Source organism: Duganella fentianensis (assembly GCF_009857835.1).
GTDB classification, from domain to species: Bacteria; Pseudomonadota; Gammaproteobacteria; order Burkholderiales; family Burkholderiaceae_D; genus Rugamonas; species Rugamonas fentianensis.
In genome coordinates, this window is sequence record NZ_WWCL01000003.1 from 581,731 (window position 1) to 601,415 (window position 19,685).

The 19,685-nt window shown below is 61.1% G+C and carries 18 protein-coding genes; 16 read left to right on the forward strand and 2 right to left on the reverse strand.

Features of this window, described 5'->3' with window-relative positions; translation table 11 throughout:
• Window positions 1-22 precede the first annotated feature (22 nt).
• Window positions 23-643: a Crp/Fnr family transcriptional regulator gene (locus GTP23_RS15675; protein ID WP_229256117.1), complete on the reverse strand. Its 621-nt coding sequence runs from the start codon at window positions 641-643 to the stop codon at window positions 23-25.
• 443 nt (window positions 644-1,086) lie between these two features.
• Between GTP23_RS15675 and GTP23_RS15680 the strand changes: the two genes are divergently transcribed.
• Genes GTP23_RS15680 through GTP23_RS15730 form a run of 11 tightly spaced genes read left to right on the forward strand, consistent with a single transcriptional unit; the run spans window position 1,087 to window position 11,731 of the window.
• Window positions 1,087-2,244 carry a methyl-accepting chemotaxis protein gene (locus GTP23_RS15680; RefSeq protein WP_161036000.1) on the forward strand — a complete coding sequence of 386 codons (1,158 nt, stop codon included), beginning with the start codon at window positions 1,087-1,089 and terminating at the stop codon, window positions 2,242-2,244.
• A gap of 23 nt (window positions 2,245-2,267) precedes the next feature.
• Complete coding sequence (locus GTP23_RS15685; RefSeq protein ID WP_155436683.1) at window positions 2,268-2,636, forward strand: response regulator; 369 nt, start codon at window positions 2,268-2,270, stop codon at window positions 2,634-2,636.
• Window positions 2,637-2,651: 15 nt separating this feature from the next.
• Window positions 2,652-2,966, forward strand: coding sequence for an STAS domain-containing protein (locus GTP23_RS15690; RefSeq protein ID WP_161036001.1), 315 nt, complete (start codon window positions 2,652-2,654; stop codon window positions 2,964-2,966).
• A gap of 45 nt (window positions 2,967-3,011) precedes the next feature.
• A complete protein-coding gene (locus GTP23_RS15695; protein WP_161036002.1) occupies window positions 3,012-5,174 on the forward strand; it encodes a chemotaxis protein CheA in 2,163 nt (720 codons plus the stop codon).
• A 16-nt stretch (window positions 5,175-5,190) separates the two neighbouring features.
• Window positions 5,191-5,772, forward strand: a complete 582-nt coding sequence (locus GTP23_RS15700) for a chemotaxis protein CheW (protein ID WP_229256118.1) — start codon at window positions 5,191-5,193, stop codon at window positions 5,770-5,772.
• Between the two features lie 12 nt (window positions 5,773-5,784).
• Window positions 5,785-6,591: a CheR family methyltransferase gene (locus GTP23_RS15705; protein ID WP_161036003.1), complete on the forward strand. Its 807-nt coding sequence runs from the start codon at window positions 5,785-5,787 to the stop codon at window positions 6,589-6,591.
• A 5-nt stretch (window positions 6,592-6,596) separates the two neighbouring features.
• Window positions 6,597-7,115 (forward strand): chemotaxis protein CheD, encoded by a 519-nt coding sequence (locus GTP23_RS15710; protein ID WP_161036004.1) that lies wholly within the window; start codon window positions 6,597-6,599, stop codon window positions 7,113-7,115.
• A complete protein-coding gene (locus GTP23_RS15715; RefSeq protein WP_161036005.1) occupies window positions 7,112-8,185 on the forward strand; it encodes a protein-glutamate methylesterase/protein-glutamine glutaminase in 1,074 nt (357 codons plus the stop codon). Before GTP23_RS15710 ends, GTP23_RS15715 begins: the two co-directional genes overlap by 4 nt.
• Before the next feature lie 11 nt (window positions 8,186-8,196).
• Window positions 8,197-9,471, forward strand: a complete 1,275-nt coding sequence (locus GTP23_RS15720) for an EAL domain-containing response regulator (protein WP_161036006.1) — start codon at window positions 8,197-8,199, stop codon at window positions 9,469-9,471.
• A gap of 38 nt (window positions 9,472-9,509) precedes the next feature.
• The gene (locus GTP23_RS15725; protein ID WP_161036007.1) at window positions 9,510-11,189 is read left to right on the forward strand and encodes a HAMP domain-containing methyl-accepting chemotaxis protein; all 1,680 of its coding nucleotides are present in this window, start codon (window positions 9,510-9,512) and stop codon (window positions 11,187-11,189) included.
• Between the two features lie 11 nt (window positions 11,190-11,200).
• Window positions 11,201-11,731, forward strand: coding sequence for a chemotaxis protein CheW (locus tag GTP23_RS15730; protein ID WP_161036008.1), 531 nt, complete (start codon window positions 11,201-11,203; stop codon window positions 11,729-11,731).
• A gap of 60 nt (window positions 11,732-11,791) precedes the next feature.
• Here GTP23_RS15730 and GTP23_RS15735 read toward each other — a convergent pair whose 3' ends face one another.
• Window positions 11,792-12,613: a class I SAM-dependent methyltransferase gene (locus GTP23_RS15735; protein WP_161036009.1), complete on the reverse strand. Its 822-nt coding sequence runs from the start codon at window positions 12,611-12,613 to the stop codon at window positions 11,792-11,794.
• A 390-nt stretch (window positions 12,614-13,003) separates the two neighbouring features.
• Between GTP23_RS15735 and GTP23_RS15740 the strand changes: the two genes are divergently transcribed.
• From GTP23_RS15740 to GTP23_RS15760, 5 genes are all read left to right on the forward strand, one after another.
• Window positions 13,004-14,641: a TldD/PmbA family protein gene (locus GTP23_RS15740; protein WP_161036010.1), complete on the forward strand. Its 1,638-nt coding sequence runs from the start codon at window positions 13,004-13,006 to the stop codon at window positions 14,639-14,641.
• Window positions 14,642-14,658: 17 nt separating this feature from the next.
• Window positions 14,659-15,996, forward strand: coding sequence for a TldD/PmbA family protein (locus GTP23_RS15745; RefSeq protein ID WP_161036011.1), 1,338 nt, complete (start codon window positions 14,659-14,661; stop codon window positions 15,994-15,996).
• Between the two features lie 61 nt (window positions 15,997-16,057).
• Window positions 16,058-17,695 carry a TldD/PmbA family protein gene (locus tag GTP23_RS15750; protein ID WP_161036012.1) on the forward strand — a complete coding sequence of 546 codons (1,638 nt, stop codon included), beginning with the start codon at window positions 16,058-16,060 and terminating at the stop codon, window positions 17,693-17,695.
• 3 nt (window positions 17,696-17,698) lie between these two features.
• The gene (locus GTP23_RS15755; RefSeq protein WP_161036013.1) at window positions 17,699-19,036 is read left to right on the forward strand and encodes a TldD/PmbA family protein; all 1,338 of its coding nucleotides are present in this window, start codon (window positions 17,699-17,701) and stop codon (window positions 19,034-19,036) included.
• Window positions 19,037-19,054: 18 nt separating this feature from the next.
• Window positions 19,055-19,675 carry a DUF4159 domain-containing protein gene (locus GTP23_RS15760; protein WP_161036014.1) on the forward strand — a complete coding sequence of 207 codons (621 nt, stop codon included), beginning with the start codon at window positions 19,055-19,057 and terminating at the stop codon, window positions 19,673-19,675.
• The last annotated feature ends 10 nt before the right edge of the window (window positions 19,676-19,685 follow it).

A 19,685-nucleotide genomic window follows, 5' to 3' on the forward strand; every position in this document is an offset into this window, starting at 1 on the left:
TGCGGGTGGTGTGCCGGGCGGCTTATTTGTCGATGCTGTCGCTGCGCAGCAGCTGTGACATGTATTGCGGCGTAATGCCGAGGAAGGACGCCACGACTTTCTGCGAAATGCGCTGTTCCAGCCCCGGATACTCGCGCCGGAAGGCCGCCAGCCGGCCCTGTGCCGGCGAAGCGTTGATGCACATACGGCGGGCCTGTTCCATGATGCTGCACTCGGAGACTTTCAGGTAGTAGTCGCGCAGCATGCTATTGGTTTCGCGCATGGCCGTGTAGGCAGCCCAGTCCAGCTTGAAACCATGCACTGCCGTTTCGGCCACTACGAAATGCTGGGCCGGCAGACCATCGCGCGCGCGCAGCAGATCGTCATGCGAAGCAGCCGGTTCGCCATCGGTGACGAAGTGCAGGGTGACTTCGGCGCCTGCTTCCGTAATGAAGCCGGTACGCGCCACGCCGCTGTGCAGCCAGTACAGATTCTGGGCGATGGTGCCTATGCGCTGCAGGAATTCGCCTTTGCGGAAACTGACGGGCGAGGCCAGCGGCGCCAGCAAAGCCGTAACCTCATCATACATAGCGGGTGTAACTTTATAACGCTGGGACGTGATGTCACGGTATTTCGCGCGGTGGTCGATGAATGCCTGGCTCATTTTGATGTCGTTTTATTCCGGCGCGCAAAGCGGCCTATCATGGGAGCCGAAAGTGTAAACCTTTTTTACGGTCTGTAGCGCAATTTCCATTGTATTTCGGAATTAAAATTAGAGAGATACTTCAGATTTAAACTAGTTGAACGCCAGCAAAACACCGTATTTTCATAGGTAAAACACCCCTAAATGAAGTTAAATCGGGCTGGCTTGTCAAAAATGGTTGCAAACTTGCAACAAGCTATTTTCCCCGCGGCGAGCGCTGTACTCCGACTACATAATATTGCATTTCAGTCATGGTTTGCACGCTGTTGTTTAACTGCCAGTCGCCATTGTTTTGCCAGTGACTTTGTGGCGCGGAAATAGTTTCTGGGATACATTCGTGCAACAGGTATCGCAAAAAAACACGCTGTAACAAGAAGCTGTAGCCAACCTCGGGGACGCGAGTAATGAGCACGAATACGGGTTTCGATAGCAGAGTTGTGGTCCCGCTGGGACTGGCCGGCGCCGGCGCCGTCGGGACCATCGTGGCGGGCTGGTCCCGCTGGGGCTGGTACACCGTATTGTGGGGCGCCATACTGATGGCGCTAGCCGTGTGGAGCGTGCTGCGCCAGCAGGCGGGTGCCGGTGGTGCCTCTGCCAGTCTCGAGCAGTATTTGCAATCGCGCGAGCAGTTCGGTGATGCCGTGCTGCCGGTCTGGTGCCGGCACATCGAAAATTCCCGCAGCCAGATGGAGGAAGCCGTGTCCGATCTGGCCACGCGCTTCTCCAACATCGTCGACCGGCTCGATACGGCGGTACACGTTTCCAGCCACGACAGTGCGCGCGACGGCCAGGGCATGACGGAGATTTTCAGCCGCAGCGAAACCCAGCTGGGTTCCGTGGTGGGCTCGATGAAATCAGCCTTCGAATCGAAACAGGCCATGCTGTCGCAGATCAAAGATCTGGAACGCTTCACGCGCGAACTGCGCGACATGGCCGAAGGCGTGGCCAGCATCGCGGCCCAGACCAATCTGCTGGCGCTGAATGCCGCCATCGAAGCGGCGCGCGCCGGTCCGGCCGGGCGCGGTTTCGCCGTGGTGGCGCAGGAAGTGCGCCACCTGTCCAGCCGCTCGGCCGAGACGGGCAAGAACATCGCCAATCGCGTGGGCCTGATCAGCAGCGCCATACTCGCCGCCAGTGAAGCGGCCGACCGCACGGCAGCACAGGAAAACAGTTCCATGCAATCGGCCGAAGCCATGATAGAGAGCGTGCTGCACGATTTTCGCAGCATGACCGATGCGCTGGTGGCTTCGTCCGAACAGCTCAAGCAGGAAAGCGTGGGCATACAGGGCGAAGTGGGCGAGGCGCTGGTGCAGCTGCAGTTCCAGGACCGCGTCAGCCAGGTGCTGGCCCACGTACAGGAAAATATCGCCCGCCTGCCGGCCCTGCTGCGCGAGCATAGCGACCGTTACCACTCGGCGCAGATACTGGAGCCCATGGATGCCCAGCCGCTGCTGCGCGAACTACAGAAAACCTATGCCATGGCGGAAGAACACGCCGTGCATGGCGGCTCCAGCCGCGCCGCCCCGGCCGCTGCTGCCGCCGATGAAATCACCTTCTTCTGATTCGTAACCGGAGTAGAAAGACTATGGCAAAGACAATTATGGTGGTGGACGATTCCGCCTCGCTGCGGCAGGTGGTAGGCATCGCCCTCAAAGGCGCAGGCTATGACGTGATCGAAGGACGCGATGGCGCCGATGCGCTGTCCAAGTGCACGGGCCAGAAAATCCATCTGGTGGTGTGCGATGTGAATATGCCGAATATGGACGGAATTACGTTTGTGCGCGAGTTCAAGGCGCTGCCCAGCTACCGCTTCACGCCGGTGATCATGCTGACCACGGAATCGCAGGAGAGCAAGAAGGAAGAGGGTAAAGCAGCGGGTGCCAAGGCCTGGGTGGTGAAGCCCTTCAAGCCGGAAGTGCTGCTGGGTGCCGTGGCCAAACTGGTTCTGCCCTGAGGCGGGGTGGCTGCCATGTCCGCGACACCCAGCGCGCAGGATGACGTAGGCCATCTGGCCCTAGAGGGAGAGCTGACCATCTACCACGCGGCCGAAGTCAAGCAGCAGGTGCTGGCGGCGCTGCGCGCCAGCCCCGTGCTGGAGCTCAATCTGGCCGGCGTGACGGAACTCGATACGGCCGGCCTGCAGGTGCTGATGCTGGCCAAGCAGACCGCGCAGGCCGAGCAGCGCGAACTGCGGCTGGTGCAGCATAGCCAGCCCGTGGTGGAAGTGCTGCAGCTGCTCGATCTGGGCGCCTTCTTTGGTGACGCCTTACTGATACACGCTTGAAGCATTACGACTGATCCCACGTTCCATCCGTACCGAGGGCATGCCATGAATCTGGATGAAGCACTACAGACGTTTATCACCGAGAGCCGCGAGCTGCTGGAGGAAATGGAGAACGCGCTGCTCAACGTCGATCTGGCCGGCGATCAGAGCGAAGCGATCAATGCGATTTTCCGTGCCGCCCATACCATCAAGGGTTCGGCCGGCCTGTTCAGCCTCGATCACATCGTCGCCTTCACCCATGTGGTGGAAAGCCTGCTCGATGGCGTGCGCGATGGCACGGTGGCGCTCAATGACGAGATGATCGTGCTGCTGCTGTCCTGCTGTGACTACTTGTCCGAGCTGACCGATGCGCTGGCAGCGGGCCGGCTCGATGCCGATCCCGATATGGCGCCGCAGGGCGAAATGCTGCTGGCCCAGCTGCGCCGCCACATGGATGGCGAGACGGCGGAAGGCGCGGGCGAAGCGGCGCTGGTGCTGCCGGCCGAGCCGGGCGTGGAGCGCATCGATCAGGAGCCCGGCCACAGCGACTACTGGCATATCTCGCTGCGCTTCGGGCGCGAAGTGCTACAGAACGGTATGGACCCGATAGCCTTTCTGCGCTATCTGACCAAGCTGGGACGTATCGTCGGCATAGCCACCGTGCCCGATGCCATGCCGCCGGCCGATGACATGGATGCCGAACAGTGCTACCTCGGTTTTGAAATCGCCTTCGACAGCAATGCCGATCGTGAAGCCATCGCCGGCGTGTTCGAGTTCGTGCAGGACGATGCCGAGATCCGCATCATCCCGCCGCATAGCAAGGTATCGCACTACGTCGATCTGATCCGCGCCCTGCCCGAGCAGGGCGCGCGGCTAGGCGAAATACTGGTGCGCTGTGGCAGCGTGACGGCGCAGGAACTGGCCGGCGCCCTGCAGCAGCAATCGGAACGCAGCGAAGCAGAGGCGCCCCAGCAACTGGGCAGCATACTGGTCGATGGCGGCAACGTGCCGCCCGTGGTGGTGGAAGCGGCGCTGGCCAAGCAGCGCCAGGTGAGCGAGCAGAAGGCACAGGAAAGCCGTTCGATCCGCGTCGATTCCGACAAGCTCGATAGGCTGATCGATCTGGTGGGCGAGCTGATTATTGCCGGTGCCCGCACCAGCATGGTGGGCCAGCATCTGCACAACAGCGAACTGCAGGAATGCACGTCGGCCTTATCGGGGCTGGTGGAAGAAGTACGCGACGCTGCGCTGGAACTGCGCATGGTGAAAATAGGCGCCACCTTCAACCGCTTCCAGCGTGTGGTGCATGATGTGGCGCGCGAACTGGGCAAGGATATCGGCCTGATCGTCGATGGCGAAGACACCGAACTCGATAAGACGGTGGTGGAAAAAATCGGTGACCCGCTGCTGCATCTGGTGCGCAATGCCATGGACCACGGCATCGAAGCGGCCGGCCAGCGGCTGGCCAATGGCAAGCCGGCCAAGGGCATGATCAAGCTGAATGCCTTCCATGAATCGGGCAGCATCGTGATCCAGGTCAGCGACGATGGCGGTGGCCTGCGCAAGGACAGGATACTGGCCAAGGCCATAGAGCGGGGCCTGATCGATCCCGAGCGCAAGCTGTCCGACAGCGAAATCTACAACCTGATTTTCGAAGCGGGTTTCTCGACGGCGGAAAAGATCACCAACCTGTCTGGCCGCGGCGTGGGCATGGATGTGGTCAAGCGCAATATCCAGGCCCTGCGTGGCAGTGTCGACATCAGCAGCGAAGAAGGCAAGGGCACCACCGTGACCGTGCGCCTGCCGCTCACGCTGGCCATCATCGACGGCTTCCTGGTACAGGTGGGCAGCTCGGTGTTCGTGATCCCGCTCGACATGATAGAAGAGTGCATCGAATACGCTACCGAGCCGGGGCAGGATTACTGCAATCTGCGCGGGCAGGTGCTGCCCTTCGTGCGGCTGCGCGAGCTGTTCCGGCTAGGCGGTGCAGCGACGCGGCGCGAAAGCATCGTAGTGCTCAAGCTGGGCAACCAGCGCGCCGGTCTGGTGGTCGATACCCTGCTGGGCGAATTCCAGACCGTGATCAAGCCACTCAGCCCGCTGTTCAGCGAAGTGCGCTGCATTAGCGGCTCGACCATACTGGGGAGCGGCGAAGTGGCGCTGATCCTCGATGTGGCAGCGCTGATGCAGTCCGTCAGCGGCAAGGGCACGGCGATACTGGCCGCCTGAAGCCGGAAAGGAAACCATGAATACCGATGTGATTCCAGCTATGCCCGATCCCGCCCCGCAGGCGGTCACCTACGGCAGCAGTGCCATCGTGGCGCTGCAGTCCGGCGCGGCCCTGCCTAGCCAGTTCCTGACCTTTATGCTGGGCGACGAGCAGTACGCCATCGGCATCCTGCACATCAAGGAGATTATCGAGTACGGCAGCCTGGCTACGGTGCCCATGATGCCGCCCTGCGTGCGCGGCGTGATCAATCTGCGCGGCGCCGTGGTGCCCGTGCTGGACCTGTCGGCCCGTTTTGGCCGCGCACCCAGTGTGATCGGCAAGCGCAGCTGCATCGTCATCGTCGAAGTGGCAGGCGGCGAGGACGAAGACAAACAGGTGCTGGGCATGCTGGTCGATGCCGTCAACGCCGTGGTGGAAATCGCCGCCGGCGACATCGAAGCGGCACCCAGCTTCGGCACCCGCATCCGGCCTGACTTCATCGCCGGCATTGGCAAGTACAACGGCAGGTTCGTGATCCTGCTCGACATCCCGCACGTGCTGTCGAGCGAAGAAATCATCGAGCTTACGCGTGGCAGCGTGGCCACGCATCTGTCCTGAGGAGCGGCACACATGGCGGTGGTGGCCCTGACCGATAAGGAGTTCACGCAGTTCCAGCGCTTCATCTACGATGCGGCGGGGATCTCCATGGCCAATGGCAAACAGGCACTGGTCAGCGGCCGGCTGGCCAAGCGGCTGGCGCACCACCAGCTGAAAAGCTATGGCGATTATCTGCGCATGCTGGAGAACCGCGATCATAGCCGCGAGCTGCAGATTGCCGTCGATCTGCTGACCACCAACGAGACCTATTTTTTCCGCGAACCCAAGCACTTTGCCCTGCTGCGCGAACTGGCCGAACAGGCGCGCGTGGCACGGCGCGGCATGCGGGTCTGGAGTGCCGCCAGCTCCACCGGCGAGGAACCGTACAGCATCGCCATGGTACTGGCCGATGTGCTGGGCGATGGCGCATGGGAAGTGCTGGGTACCGACATCAGCACACGGGTACTGGAGCGGGCCCGGCTCGGCCACTATGCGATGGAGCGGGCCAGCGGCATCCCTGTCGATCTGCTGCGGCGTTTCTGCCTGAAAGGGCAGGGCAAGGAAGCCGGCACCATGCTGGTGGCAAAAGCCTTGCGCCAGCGCGTGCAGTTCATGCATCTGAACCTGAACCAGCACCTGCCCAAACTCGGTAGCTTCGATGTGATCTTCCTGCGCAATGTGATGATCTATTTTAATCTGGAGACCAAGCGGCAACTGGTGGCACGTCTGCTTATGCACCTGCGCCCGGGCGGCTACCTGCTGATCGGCCATTCGGAAACCCTGAACGATATCAACGACACGCTGCAGGCGGTGGCCCCGTCCATCTATCGCAAGCCATGAATACCATGTCCGCTACCAAAGTGATCGATATTTTTCTGATGCCCGGCGATGTGTTCGTCGGCGACGAACAGTATCGGGTGCGCACTTTGCTGGGCTCCTGCGTGTCCGTCACGCTGTGGCACCCGCTGCTGCGCATCGGTGCCATGTCGCACTTCCAGCTGCCCGGCCATGGCCGTCGCCGTGCCCACAGCCAGCCCGGCATCTATGGCGCAGACGCGATGGAACTGATGTGCGACGGGCTGGCCCAGCATGGCGTGCCGCTGATCCAGTGCCAGGGCAAGATCTTCGGTGGCGGCGCCATGTTCCCGGGGAATAGCAAGGCGCCCGATATCGGCGCCCAGAACGGCGATTTTGCGCGCGACTGCCTGCGCGAGCACGGCATACCGCTGGTGTCGGAAAGCCTGTTCGGCCTAGGCCACCGGCAGCTGATATTCACCATCCGTACGGGCGAGGTGCTGAGCCGGCAGGTGGCGCCGGAGCTGGCGCTGGTGGGGGGCAAGCAGACCAGAAAAGGACGGCTATGAACGGAATCAATGTGATGATCGTGGATGATTCGGCGGTGATGCGGCAGGTGCTGAGCGGCCTGCTGAACGACGCGCCCGGCATCCATGTCAGCTATGCGGTGGCCAATCCGCTGCTGGCCATCGACCGCATGAAAGTGCAGTGGCCCGATGTGATCGTACTCGATGTGGAAATGCCCAAGATGGACGGCATTACCTTCCTGCGCAAGATCATGGCCGAGCGGCCGACGCCGGTGGTGATCTGTTCCACCCTGACGGAAAAAGGCGCGCAGACGTCGGTGGAAGCGCTCAGCGCCGGTGCGGTGGCCATCATCACCAAGCCTCGGCTGGACCTCAAGCAGTTTTTGCATGACAGCGCCGATGAACTGATTTCGGCCGTGCGGGCAGCGGCCGGTGCGCGCGTGGGCAAGCTGATTAACCGTCCGGCACCGCCGCCCGTCACGGCCAAGCTGAATGCCGATGCGGTGCTGCCGCCGCTCGATAGCCGCCCCATGACCACCACCACCGAGCGGGTCGTCGCCATCGGCACATCGACGGGCGGCACGCAGGCGCTGGAAGAAGTGCTGACGGCTTTGCCGCGGGTGGCGCCCGGCATCGTGGTGGTGCAGCACATGCCGGAGAAATTCACGGCAGCGTTTGCGGCGCGGCTCGATAGCGTGTGTCAGGTGCGGGTCAAGGAGGCGGCGAATAACGACCGGGTGCTGCAGGGGCAGGTGCTGATCGCGCCGGGTGGCAAGCATATGCTGTTGCGCCGCACGGGGGCGCAGTATTTTGTCGAAGTGGTGGACGGGCCGCTGGTGAACCGCCACCGGCCTTCGGTGGATGTGCTGTTCCGATCGGCGGCACGCGCGGCCGGGGCCAATGCACTGGGGGTGATCATGACGGGCATGGGCGATGACGGCGCGGCCGGTCTGCTGGAAATGCTCAAGGCCGGTGCGCACACGGTGGCGCAGGATGAGGCGAGCTGTGTGGTGTACGGCATGCCCAAGGAAGCCGTCAAGCGCGGGGCGGTGGAGAAGTCGATGCCGCTCAACCTGATCTATCGTGAAATTTTGCAGCAACTATCGTATTGATGGGATTCTTGATGAACCAGACCACCAGCACCACTGCACTGGAAGACCCGCCGCCGGCACGGGCGTGGGTAGGCCAGCGTGTGCTGGTGGTGGAAGACAGCACGGTGCAGCGCGGCTATCTGGCCGGGCTGTTGCGCCAGCTCGAATTCGGCGAGATTCTGGAGGCGGGTGATGGTAACGAAGCCTTGCAGATGCTGGAGCGCTTTGGCGAGTTCGGCACCTTTCTGGTGCTGACCGATCTGGAAATGCCGGGCATGGACGGCATCGAACTGACCTGCCAGCTGCGCGAGCGCTGTCTGGCCCGCCATCTGATTGTGGTCAGTGCACGCGATCCCCGGCTACTGGAAATTATCGAAAGTATGAGCTTCGAGGAAGGCCATATCGACCTGCTGGGCACTCTGCTGAAACCCGTGCAGCTCGATGCGCTGGGCATGCTGCTGGCCCGCGCCGGCAATAAGGCCGAGCCCCGTCCGGCCTGTGCCCAGCCGGACCGGCCCTGCATCGATGTGCTGAAGCAGGCCATCGCGCAGAAGCAGTTCGTGCCCTATTTCCAGCCCAAGATCGCCATCGCCAATGGCCATCTGCGCGGCCTGGAAGCACTGGCGCGCTGGCAGCATCCCGAGCGTGGCGTGCTGGCGCCGCTGCACTTCATCGAGGCGCTGGAAGGCACGCCGCTGATGGCCGACTTTACGCTGCTGATCGTGGAGCAGGTGCTGGAACGGCTGACGGAATGGAAGCATGCAGGCTTGCCGCCGCTGACGGTGGCGATCAATCTGTCGGCCGACAATCTGGCCGAGCGCAGCTTTATCGACCGCATGACGGAGCTGGTGGAGGCGTCCGGCGTACCCACCTCGTCGCTGGTGTGGGAGGTGACGGAGACGGCGGTGATGCGCCAGCTGTCGCAGGCGCTGACGAATATGGGGCGCTTGCGCCTGATGGGCTACGGGCTGGCGATGGACGATTTCGGCATCGGCTATTCGTCCATGCAGCAGTTTGCCCGCTGCCCGTTCACGGAACTGAAAATCGACCGCGCCTTCGTCAATGGCGCAGCGCAGTGGCCCAACCGGCTGGGTGTGCTGAAGGGTGCGCTGGATCTGGCGCGCAGCCTGAACGTGGCCACCGTGGCCGAAGGAGTGGAGTTATTGGAAGACTGGCAGTTGTTGGGCAAGCTGGGATGCGATATGGCGCAGGGTTATCTGCTGGCCAGACCGATGCCGGCGCAGGATCTGGTGGGATGGATCAAGCATGACCGGCGCCGTTTGAAAGCGCTGGCGGAACAGAGGTAGAAAAAAATCAATCGGTTTCAACTCAGAGGGGAATCACTATGTTTTCGACTTTAACGGTTCGGACGAAATTGATCGCGCTGCTGACGATCGCCGTGCTGGCACTGGTGGTGGTGGTGCTACTTGCATTTAATGGCCTGAAGCAGGATGCCCTGATGCTCGATGAAATAGGCAAGAACCGCATGCCGTCAGTGAGAGCACTGCAGGTGATCAATGAGGGCAAGACCGCCATTCGTTCCTCCAGCCGTGCCATGGACTCCACTGCGCTGTATCCGGAAGAAGTCGCCAGTCTCACGCATGAGATCAAGCGCAAGCAGGAGATCTATGCTGAAATTGACAAGGCATGGAAGGTCTATGATCCTTTGCCGCAGGAGCCGGAAGAAGCCAAGATCTGGACCGTGTTCGTCAAGCAGTGGGAAGCCTGGAAAGCTCGCGATACCATCGTCAATGAGCTGGCAGCACAGATCGTGCGTAGCGAACCGGCCAAACGCAAGGAGTTGTTCGAACAGCTGCACAAGACGCTGGCCGAGAACCGCCCGTTCTTCCATGCCGCCACGGAAAGTCTGGACAAGCTGGTGGCGCTCAACGTCGGGTATGGCGAAGATGCGGTGAAAAATGCCGAACAGGCATCGGAGCGGGCCCGTAACCTGATGTACATCGCCAGCGGCGTTTCGCTGGCCTTGCTGGTGGTCGTAGGCCTGCTGATCCTGAACGGCATCATGAAGCAGCTCGGTGGCGACCCATCGTATGCGGCCGACATCGTGCGTCAGGTGGCCGATGGTGACCTGAGTGCCGATGTGGAGCTGAAAAACGGTGACACCACCAGCCTGCTGGCGGCGATGAAGGGCATGATAGAGAAGCTGTCGCACGTGGTGAATGAAGTCAACAACGGCGCCGAAGCGCTGGCCAGCGCTTCCGAGGAAGTCAGCGCCACCGCCCAGTCGCTGTCGCAGGCGGCCAGCGAACAGGCGGCCGGCACGGAAGAAACCAGTGCCTCGGTCGAGCAGATGACGGCATCGATTTCGCAGAACACCGAGAATGCCCGCGTTACCGATGGTATCGCCAGCAAGGCGGCAGTGGAAGCGGCCGAAGGCGGCGAGGCCGTGAAATCCACCGTGGCGGCGATGCAGCAGATCGCCAAGAAAATCAGCATCATCGACGATATCGCCTACCAGACCAATCTGCTGGCACTGAATGCCGCCATCGAGGCTGCCCGTGCGGGTGAACATGGCAAGGGCTTTGCCGTGGTGGCGGCGGAAGTACGCAAGCTGGCAGAACGCAGCCAGGTGGCGGCGCAGGAAATCGAACAGGTGGCATCGAGCAGCGTGGAACTGGCCGAGAAGGCGGGCCGTCTGCTCGATGAAATGGTGCCGAATATCCGCCGCACTTCGAATCTGGTGCAGGAAATCACGGCCGCTTCGGAAGAGCAATCGGCCGGTGTGGGCCAGATTAATTCGGCCGTGACGCAACTGAGCCAGACCACCCAGCAGAACGCCTCCAGCTCAGAGGAGCTGGCCGCAACGGCCGAGGAAATGAGCTCGCAGGCCGAGCAGCTGCAGCAGACCATGTCCTTCTTCAAGCTGGCCGGTGGCACGCGCAGCGTACGGCCAGCCGTGGTGCACCGGCCCGGCAAACCGTCGGCCCGTAACGGCGGCATGGGCAGCAGCCGGCGTATGGCGGAAATGAGCGAGCCTGACGAGTCGCACTTCGTCAAGTTCTGAGCGGGGCCGCCATGAGCAGCCTGACGCTAGCGCCGGCGCAGCCCGTAGTGGCGGCCGGCTCGGCCCAGTACCTGAGCTTCATGCTGGGGCAGGACATGTTCGCCATCGGCATACTGGCGGTGCGCGAGATACTCGAGTATCTGGGCGTGACGCCGGTGCCGCAGATGCCGCCCTGTATTAGCGGCGTGATCAATCTGCGCGGCACCGCCGTGCCGGTGCTGGATCTGGCGCGCCGGCTCGAACGCCCGCCGGGCGCCATCAGCAAACGCACCTGCATCATCGTGGTGGAGGTGGGCAGCGAAGCGGGGCCGTTTGTCATCGGCATCCTGGTCGATGCGGTGAATGCCGTGCTCGATATCAGCGCAGCCGATATCGAAGCGCCGCCCACTTTCGGTGCGCAGGTACGCGCTGAAATGCTGCAGGGTATAGGCAAAGTGCAGGGACGGTTCGTGCTGCTGCTGAATGTGCAGAACGTGGTCTCTGGCAGCGAACTTGCCGCCATGATGAACAGCGGGGTAAGGCCGCAGGAAGCAGCCGGCTGAAGAGGGATTGCTGACAGGCGGGCCGGCGGCATAAGCCGCCAGCGCCGCCCGTTTGCTGCTTTAAGGTTTGACGAACTTCAGGGTCATGCGGTCGCTCTCGCCTATGGCCTGATACTTGGCGCGGTCCTCATCCTTGTTGGTATAGGTCGGTGGCAGCGCCCACACACCGCCTTTGTGGTCGGCCATATCTTTCGGATTGGCGTTGACTTCCGACTTGGCGGCCAGCCTGAAGCCGGCCGCTTCGGCCAGACTGATCACATACTTCTCGTGCATATAGCCGCTGCTGGCGCTGGCGTCCTGCATTTTGCTGTCGGGCAGTCGGTGCTCGACGACGCCGAACACACCGCCTTTTTTCAGGCTGGTGTAGACGCTGCCGAACAGCGCTTTCAGATTATCCGGGCCGGTCGGCATCCAGTTGTGGATGTTACGGAAGGTCAGCACCATGTCCACGCTGCCGGCCGGTGCAAACGCATAGGCGCCGCGCGACGGGACGAACACGCCCAGTGCGACCTTGTTGTACACCTCGGGTCTGGTGTTCAGGCGGGCCAGAAAACGCTCGGCCGATTTGCGCTCGGCTTCGCCGGGCGCCGCCAGATCAGGGCCGGCCGCGATCAGCTTGCCCCGTTCGCGCAGATACGGTGCCAGTATCTCCGTGTACCAGCCGCCGCCGGGGGCCAGTTCCACCACCGTCATGCCGGGCTGGATGCCGAAGAAGTTCAGCGTTTCGTAGGGATGGCGGTAGACGTCGCGTGCGACGTTTTCCGGCGTGCGCGATGGGGCGGCAATGGCTGCCTTGAGTGCCGCATCTTCTGCAGCGGTGGCGCCAGCGGCAGCGCAGACTAGCAGCGTGCCTGCCAGTGCCGACAGGATGGAACGTTTCATACGAAATCTCCTCGGGTTGCAGTATCGGGTAACACGCCGCAGCGCGTCCAGCGCGATGATCGGCCAAGCTTGTCGTAAGGTCAAGCAAATACCACGAGGGTGATCGGGGTATTCCGGCGGACACAGTGCGGACACTGGGCGGACAGTTTGCGGACACCGCTGCGGCCGAAATGGCCGGTTTCAGGCGCTGGCAGCGACAGATTGCGTGCTGCAATCGATGGCATATATTTTGCCTGTACCGTAGCTTAATCTGGCGCTAAGATTGCATTACCGGCCATTTTAGCGGTGGATATGTCAGGTGCAGTAGAACGTAGAAAACGGCGGAGCAAAACTCTAGCCGTGGCCAGCAGGCCAGTCTTCCCAACCTAGTTGTGACACTCTGGAGATACGATGGAACGACGTGCATTCCTCAATATAAGTAGTCTGGCGCTGGGCACCATGCTGTTGCCCGCCTTCGGCCGCGCGATTGCGGCAGAAGATCTGCTCAAGCCAGTCGCCCTGCAATTCAAGAAGATGCTGGCCGATACCGCGATGACGGCGGCAACCCAGGCCGGCGCCTCCTACTGCGACGTGCGGGTAGGGCGCTATCTGAACCAGTTCATCACCACCCGTGACCTGAACGTGGAAAACGTGGTCAACACGGAATCGGCCGGTGTCGGCATCCGCGTGATCGCCGGTGGCGCCTACGGCTTTGCTGCGACCAACGACATGAGTGCCGACGGCGTGGCCGCTGCCGCCCGTCAGGCCGTGGCGATCGCCAAGGCCAATGCCAAACTGCAGACCGAGCCGCTGATACTGGCGCCTGTCAAAGGCGTGGGCGAAGTGACATGGGCCACGCCTATCGTCAAGGACTGGCGTACCGTACCTATCAAGGAAAAGGCCGAGCTGCTGATCGCGGCCAACAAGGCCGGCATGGAAGGTGGCGCCAACTTCATGCAGTCGCTGCTGTTCCAGGTGAACCAGCAGAAGTACTTCGCTTCCACCGATGGTTCCTACATCGATCAGGATATGCATCGCCTGTGGATGCCCGTCTTCGCTACCGCCGTCGACCAGAAGACCAACAAGTTCCGCTCGCGCCAGGGCCTGTCGGCACCGGTCGGCATGGGCTATGAATACCTCGACGCGCGTCCCGAACACAAGATCAAGGCGGCCGGCGGCGTGACCACGCTGTACACCAAGTCCTACGATCTGATCGAAGATGCGCGTGCGGCCGGCAAGCAGGCCAAGGCCAAGCTGACGGCCAAATCCGTCGAGCCGGGCAAATACGATCTGGTGCTGTCGCCGGAACACCTGTGGCTGACCATCCACGAATCCGTCGGCCACCCGACCGAACTCGATCGCGTGCTCGGCTACGAAGCCAACTACGCCGGTACCAGCTTCGCCACACTCGATAAATGGCAGACCAAGACGTTCAAATATGGTTCGGAGCACGTCAACATCGTGGCCGACAAGACCACCCCGGGCTCGCTCGGCAATGTGGGCTACGACGATGAAGGCGTCAAATGCAAGCGCTGGGACATCATCAAGGACGGCATTCTGGTCAACTATCAGGCCACGCGCGATCAGGCCCACATCATCGGCGAGAAAGAGTCGCACGGCTGCTCGTACGCCGATAACTGGAGCAGCGTGCAGTTCCAGCGTATGCCTAACGTCTCGCTGGCAGCCGGCAAGAAGAAGCTGACGCCGGACGAAATGATCAAGGACGTCAAGAAGGGCATTTACATCGTCGGCGACGGCTCTTTCTCGATCGACCAGCAGCGCTACAACTTCCAGTTTGGCGGCCAGCTGTTCTACGAAATCAAGGACGGCAAGATCGGTCAGATGCTGGAAGACGTGGCCTATCAATCGAATACCCAGGAGTTCTGGAATGCCTGCGTGGGCATCTGCGACGAGCGCGACTGGCGCATGGGCGGTTCCTTCTTCGATGGTAAGGGACAGCCGTCGCAGGTTTCGGTGGTGTCGCATGGCGCAAGTACCACGCGCTTCAACGGCATCAACGTCATTAACACCGCACGCAAAATCGGCTAAGCCCTGGAGATCACGAGATGAAGAATTTGAGTCAAGACGAAGCAAAACAGATTTGCGACAAGGTGCTGTCCTACTCCACGGCTGACCAGTGCGAAGTGAACATCAACGGTAGCCGCAAGGGCAATATCCGTTATGCGCGCAATGCCGTATCCACGGCCGGTCTGATCGAAGATACCCAGCTGGTGGTATCGGTCGCCTTCGGCAAAAAGCAGGGCACGGCGACGATTAACGAGTTCGATGACAAGTCGCTGGAAAAAGCCGTGCGCCGCGCGGAAGATCTGGCCAGGCTGGCTCCGGAGAATCCGGAATTCATGCCGACCCCGGACAAGCAGGTATTCCGTGCCAGCGATACCTACTTCCAGAAGACCGCCGACATCGATCCGGAGTTCCGTGCGCAGGTGGCAGCCTACAGCATCGAGAACAGCAAGAAGAACAAGCTGGTAGCAGCCGGTTTCTTCAGCGATAACGCCACCTTCAATGCCGTGGCCAACTCGAAAGGCGTGTTCGGCTTCCAGCGCGATACCGGGCTGGATTTCACCGTGACCGTGCGTACCGAAGATGGCCGTGGTTCGGGCTGGGCCAAGCGCAGCGTGGGCGACGTCAACAAGTTCGATGCGCGCGAAGCATCGAATGTGGCGATCGAAAAAGCTCTGCGCTCGGTAGATGCCAAGGCACTGGAGCCGGGCCGCTACACGGTGATTCTGGAGCCGGCTGCGACCTCGGACCTGCTGGGCTTTATGTTCTCCGGATTCGATGCGCGCCAGGCCGACGAAGGCCGCAGCTTCCTGTCCAAGAAAGGCGGCGGCAACCGTCTGGGCGAGAAGCTGTTCGACGAGCAGGTGAATGTCTGGTCCGATCCGTGGGATAAGGACGTGGCCGTGCTGCCGTGGGATGGCGGCAGCCTGCTGGCGCGCGAACGTCAGGACATCATCAAGGGCGGTAAAGTGGCCAATCTGGGCTACTCGACCTACTGGGCCAAGAAGCAGGGCAAGCGCGCGGTGGGCACGCCCGGCAACATCATCATGGCCGGTACCAGCAAATCGACCGAAGAGCTGATCGCCAATACCAAGAAGGGTGTACTGGTCACCCGTACCTGGTATATCCGTATGGTCGATCCGCAATCGGTGCTGCTGACCGGTCTGACCCGCGATGGTACGTTCTACATCGAGAACGGCAAGATCAAGCACCCGATCAAGAACTTCCGCTTCAACGAAAGCCCGGTCACGATGCTGAACAACATCGAAGAGCTGGGCCGGCCGGAAATCCTGTCGGGTGACGAGTCGCAGTTCCAGCTGTTGATTCCGGCCATGAAGGTACGTGACTTCAACTTCACCTCGCTGTCGGATGCCGTTTAAGGTCAGGTAGTTACCGGGGCCGGAAGCTATTCCGGCCCTGTTTTCATTTCAGGGAGTTATTGTGGAACGACGTTCATTTCTCAAGATAGGCGCTGCCGCTGGCGGTAGCCTGCTGATTCCGGTGTTTGGCCATGCCATCGCCGCGGAAGAGCTGCTCAACCCCATGGCGGTGCAGTACAAGAAAGCGCTGGCCGATGCGGCCATGAACGCCGCCACGCAGGCCGGTGCCAGTTATTGCGACGTACGCATAGGCCGCTACCTGAACCAGTTCCTGACCACGCGCGATCTGAACGTGGAAAACATCGTCAACACGGAATCATCCGGTGTCGGCGTGCGCGTCATCGCCAACGGAGCCTACGGCTTCTGCTCGACCAATGTGATGACGCCCGACTCGGTGGTGGCCGCAGCACGTCAGGCGGTGGCGATTGCCCGCGCCAATGCCAGGCTGCAGAGCGAGCCTGTGGTGCTGGCACCTGTCAAAGGCGTAGGCGAAGTGGCCTGGGCCACGCCATTCAAGAAGGACTGGCGTACGGTGCCCATCAAGGAAAAAGCCGAGATGCTGATCGCGGCCAACAAGGCCGGTCTGGAAGCGGGAGCCAGCTTCATGGCGGCCAATCTGTTCCAGGTAAATCAGCAGAAGTATTTTGCTTCCACCGATGGCTCCTACATCGATCAGGACATCCATCGTCTGTGGTCGCCATTGACGGCAACGGCCGTCGATAAGACCACCAACCGTTTCCGTACCCGTGACGGCCTGTCTTCGCCGGCCAGCATGGGCTATGAATTCTTCGATGCCAAGCCGGCCAACAAGGTTGCCGCTGCCGGTGGTGTTACCACGCTGTACAAGGGCGCTTACGATCTGATCGAGGATGCCCGTGCGGCGGGCCGTCAGGCGCGCGAAAAACTGAGCGCCAAATCCGTCGAGCCGGGCAAATACGATCTGGTGCTGTCGCCGGAACACCTGTTCCTGACCATCCATGAGTCGGTCGGCCACGCCACCGAGCTCGATCGCGTGCTGGGCTACGAAGCTAACTACGCTGGCACCAGCTTCGCTACGCTCGATAAATGGCGTGCCAAGAATTTCAAGTACGGCTCCGACATCGTCAACTTCGTCGCTGACAAAACCACCCCCGGCTCGCTGGGTTGCGTGGGTTACGACGACGAAGGTGTGGCGTCCAAGCGCTGGGACCTTATCCGCAATGGCATCCTGGTCAACTATCAGGCCACGCGCGACCAGGCCGCCATCATCGGCGAGAAGGAATCGCATGGCTGTTCGTACGCCGATAGCTGGAGCAGCGTGCAGTTCCAGCGCATGCCTAACGTGTCGCTGGAAGCGGGCAAGCAGAAGCTGACGCCGGACGAAATGGTCAAGGACGTCAAGAAGGGTATCTACATCCTTGGCCGCGGTTCGTATTCGATAGACCAGCAGCGCTACAACTTCCAGTTTGGCGGCCAGCTGTATTTCGAAATCAAGAACGGCAAGATCACCAACCCTATCGAAGACGTGGCCTATCAGTCGAACACGCAGGAATTCTGGAATGCCTGCTCTGCCCTGTGCGACGAACGCGACTGGCGTATGGGCGGCTCCTTCTTCGACGGCAAGGGCCAGCCTAGTCAGGTCAGCGCCGTATCGCATGGTTCACCTACCACACGTTTCAATGGTATCAACGTCATTAACACTGCCCGCAAAATAGGATAAGCCATGAAGATCCTCACTCAGGAAGAAACCAAGCGTATCTGCGACAAGGTGATCGGTTTTTCACACGCTGACGAATGCCGTGTGCAGATGAATGGCAGCCGTCAGGGCAATGTCCGCTATGCGCGCAACAGCGTATCGACGGCCGGGCTGGTGGAAAATACCCAGCTCACCGTCAGCGTCGCTTTTGGCAAGCGTCAGGGCACGGCGTCGATCAACGAGTTCGATGACAAGTCGCTGGAAAAGGCGGTGCGCCGTGCCGAGGATGTAGCGCGGCTGGCACCGGAAAATCCCGAGTTCCTGCCTGCCATCAGTCAGCAGGATTACAAGGCTAGCGCCACCTTCAGCGACGCTACCGCAGCCATTGATCCCGAATACCGCGCCGAAGTGGCTGCGACCAGCATCAACGCCTGCCGCAAGCAGGGCCTGGTGGCGGCAGGATTTTTTGTCGATACCACGGGCTTTGCCACTATCGCCAATTCGAATGGCGTGTTTGGCCATCAGAGCTACAGCGATCTGGATTTCACCGTCACCACCCGCACCGAAGATGGACGCGGTTCGGGCTGGGCTACCCGTTCGGCCACCGATGCGCGCCGGTTTGATGCGCGTGAAGCATCGGAAATCGCAATAGAAAAAGCCTTGCGCTCGGTGGAAGCCAAGGCGCTGGAGCCGGGCCGCTACACGGTGATACTGGAACCGGCTGCCACCTCGGAAATCATAGGTCGCATGTTCGGCGCCTTCGATGCACGTCAGGCCGATGAAGGACGCAGCTTCCTGTCGAAGAAGGGCGGCGGCAACCGTCTCGGTGAAAAGCTGTTCGATGAACAGGTGAATGTCTGGGCCGATCCGTGGAACACGGAAGTGCCGGTGCTGCCATGGGACAATGCAACCATGCTGGCGCGCCACCGTACGGACGTCATCAAGGGCGGCCAGATTGCCTCGCTCGACTACACCCGCTTCTGGGCTGCCAAACAGGGGCAGCAGGCGTTTGGCCGTCATGGCAATATGATCATGGCCGGTGGCGGCAAGTCCACGGAAGAGCTGATCGCCAATACCAAGAAGGGCGTACTGGTGACGCGCACCTGGTATATCCGCATGGTCGATCCGCAATCGCTGCTGCTGACAGGCCTGACCCGCGACGGCACCTTCTACATCGAGAATGGCAAGATCAAGCACCCGATCAAGAACTTCCGCTTCAACGAGAGCCCCGTATCGATGCTGAACAATATCGAGGAGCTGGGCAAGCCGGTGGTGATAGGCGGTGACGAAGTGCGCTTCCAGATGCTGATTCCGCCGATGAAGGTGCGCGACTTTAATTTCACCTCGCTGTCGGACGCCGTCTGAGGCAGCACGGGAAGTAGTGTGGCCAGTTACGATTTCTATTTCACCCGCCTGACTTACGAGTCGGGCGACTGGGATGTGGACATCCGCATGCCGAGCAATGTGCTCAACTCGCTGGTCGAATACACGACCCTGCGGGTGGATCCCGTTGAGCGCATCGTTGCGCTGTCCGACCCGAAGATGCTGGAAGCGCCGTTCTGCTATTTCGCCGGCCACAAGCTGGTGCAGTTCACGCCGGCCGAACGGCGCAATCTGGAGCGCTATATCCGTGGTGGCGGCTTCCTGTTCGTGGATGACTGCAACCACGATATCGATGGCCTGTTCGCCAAATCGTTCGAGGCCGAGATCGCCCGTATCTTCGGGGCGAAAGCCCTGCACAAGATACCCAACAACCATCCCGTGTATTCGAGCTTTTTCCACTTCGACGGGCCGCCGAATACCAGCGTGGAGCTGAACGGCTGGGGTGACGATCTGGTGCACGACTATCTGAAGGCAGTGGAATTCGGTGGCCGCGTGCGGCTTTTGTACAGTAACAAGGACTACGGTTGCGAGTGGGATTACGACTTCCGCAACAAACGCTGGCTGGCGATCGATAACACCCGCTTTGCCGTCAACATCATTCAATACGCGTTGGGAGCTTGATTTTGTCTAC

Excerpts from the sequence above, each read along its gene's own strand:
- GTP23_RS15675 (WP_229256117.1), bottom strand. The coding sequence starts at position 643 with ATGAGCCAGGCATTCATCGACCACCGCGCGAAATACCGTGACATCACG.
- GTP23_RS15680 (WP_161036000.1), top strand. The coding sequence starts at position 1,087 with ATGAGCACGAATACGGGTTTCGATAGCAGAGTTGTGGTCCCGCTGGGA.
- GTP23_RS15685 (WP_155436683.1), top strand. The coding sequence starts at position 2,268 with ATGGCAAAGACAATTATGGTGGTGGACGATTCCGCCTCGCTGCGGCAG.
- GTP23_RS15690 (WP_161036001.1), top strand. The coding sequence starts at position 2,652 with ATGTCCGCGACACCCAGCGCGCAGGATGACGTAGGCCATCTGGCCCTA.
- GTP23_RS15695 (WP_161036002.1), top strand. The coding sequence starts at position 3,012 with ATGAATCTGGATGAAGCACTACAGACGTTTATCACCGAGAGCCGCGAG.
- GTP23_RS15700 (WP_229256118.1), top strand. The coding sequence starts at position 5,191 with ATGAATACCGATGTGATTCCAGCTATGCCCGATCCCGCCCCGCAGGCG.
- GTP23_RS15705 (WP_161036003.1), top strand. The coding sequence starts at position 5,785 with ATGGCGGTGGTGGCCCTGACCGATAAGGAGTTCACGCAGTTCCAGCGC.
- GTP23_RS15710 (WP_161036004.1), top strand. The coding sequence starts at position 6,597 with ATGTCCGCTACCAAAGTGATCGATATTTTTCTGATGCCCGGCGATGTG.
- GTP23_RS15715 (WP_161036005.1), top strand. The coding sequence starts at position 7,112 with ATGAACGGAATCAATGTGATGATCGTGGATGATTCGGCGGTGATGCGG.
- GTP23_RS15720 (WP_161036006.1), top strand. The coding sequence starts at position 8,197 with ATGAACCAGACCACCAGCACCACTGCACTGGAAGACCCGCCGCCGGCA.
- GTP23_RS15725 (WP_161036007.1), top strand. The coding sequence starts at position 9,510 with ATGTTTTCGACTTTAACGGTTCGGACGAAATTGATCGCGCTGCTGACG.
- GTP23_RS15730 (WP_161036008.1), top strand. The coding sequence starts at position 11,201 with ATGAGCAGCCTGACGCTAGCGCCGGCGCAGCCCGTAGTGGCGGCCGGC.
- GTP23_RS15735 (WP_161036009.1), bottom strand. The coding sequence starts at position 12,613 with ATGAAACGTTCCATCCTGTCGGCACTGGCAGGCACGCTGCTAGTCTGC.
- GTP23_RS15740 (WP_161036010.1), top strand. The coding sequence starts at position 13,004 with ATGGAACGACGTGCATTCCTCAATATAAGTAGTCTGGCGCTGGGCACC.
- GTP23_RS15745 (WP_161036011.1), top strand. The coding sequence starts at position 14,659 with ATGAAGAATTTGAGTCAAGACGAAGCAAAACAGATTTGCGACAAGGTG.
- GTP23_RS15755 (WP_161036013.1), top strand. The coding sequence starts at position 17,699 with ATGAAGATCCTCACTCAGGAAGAAACCAAGCGTATCTGCGACAAGGTG.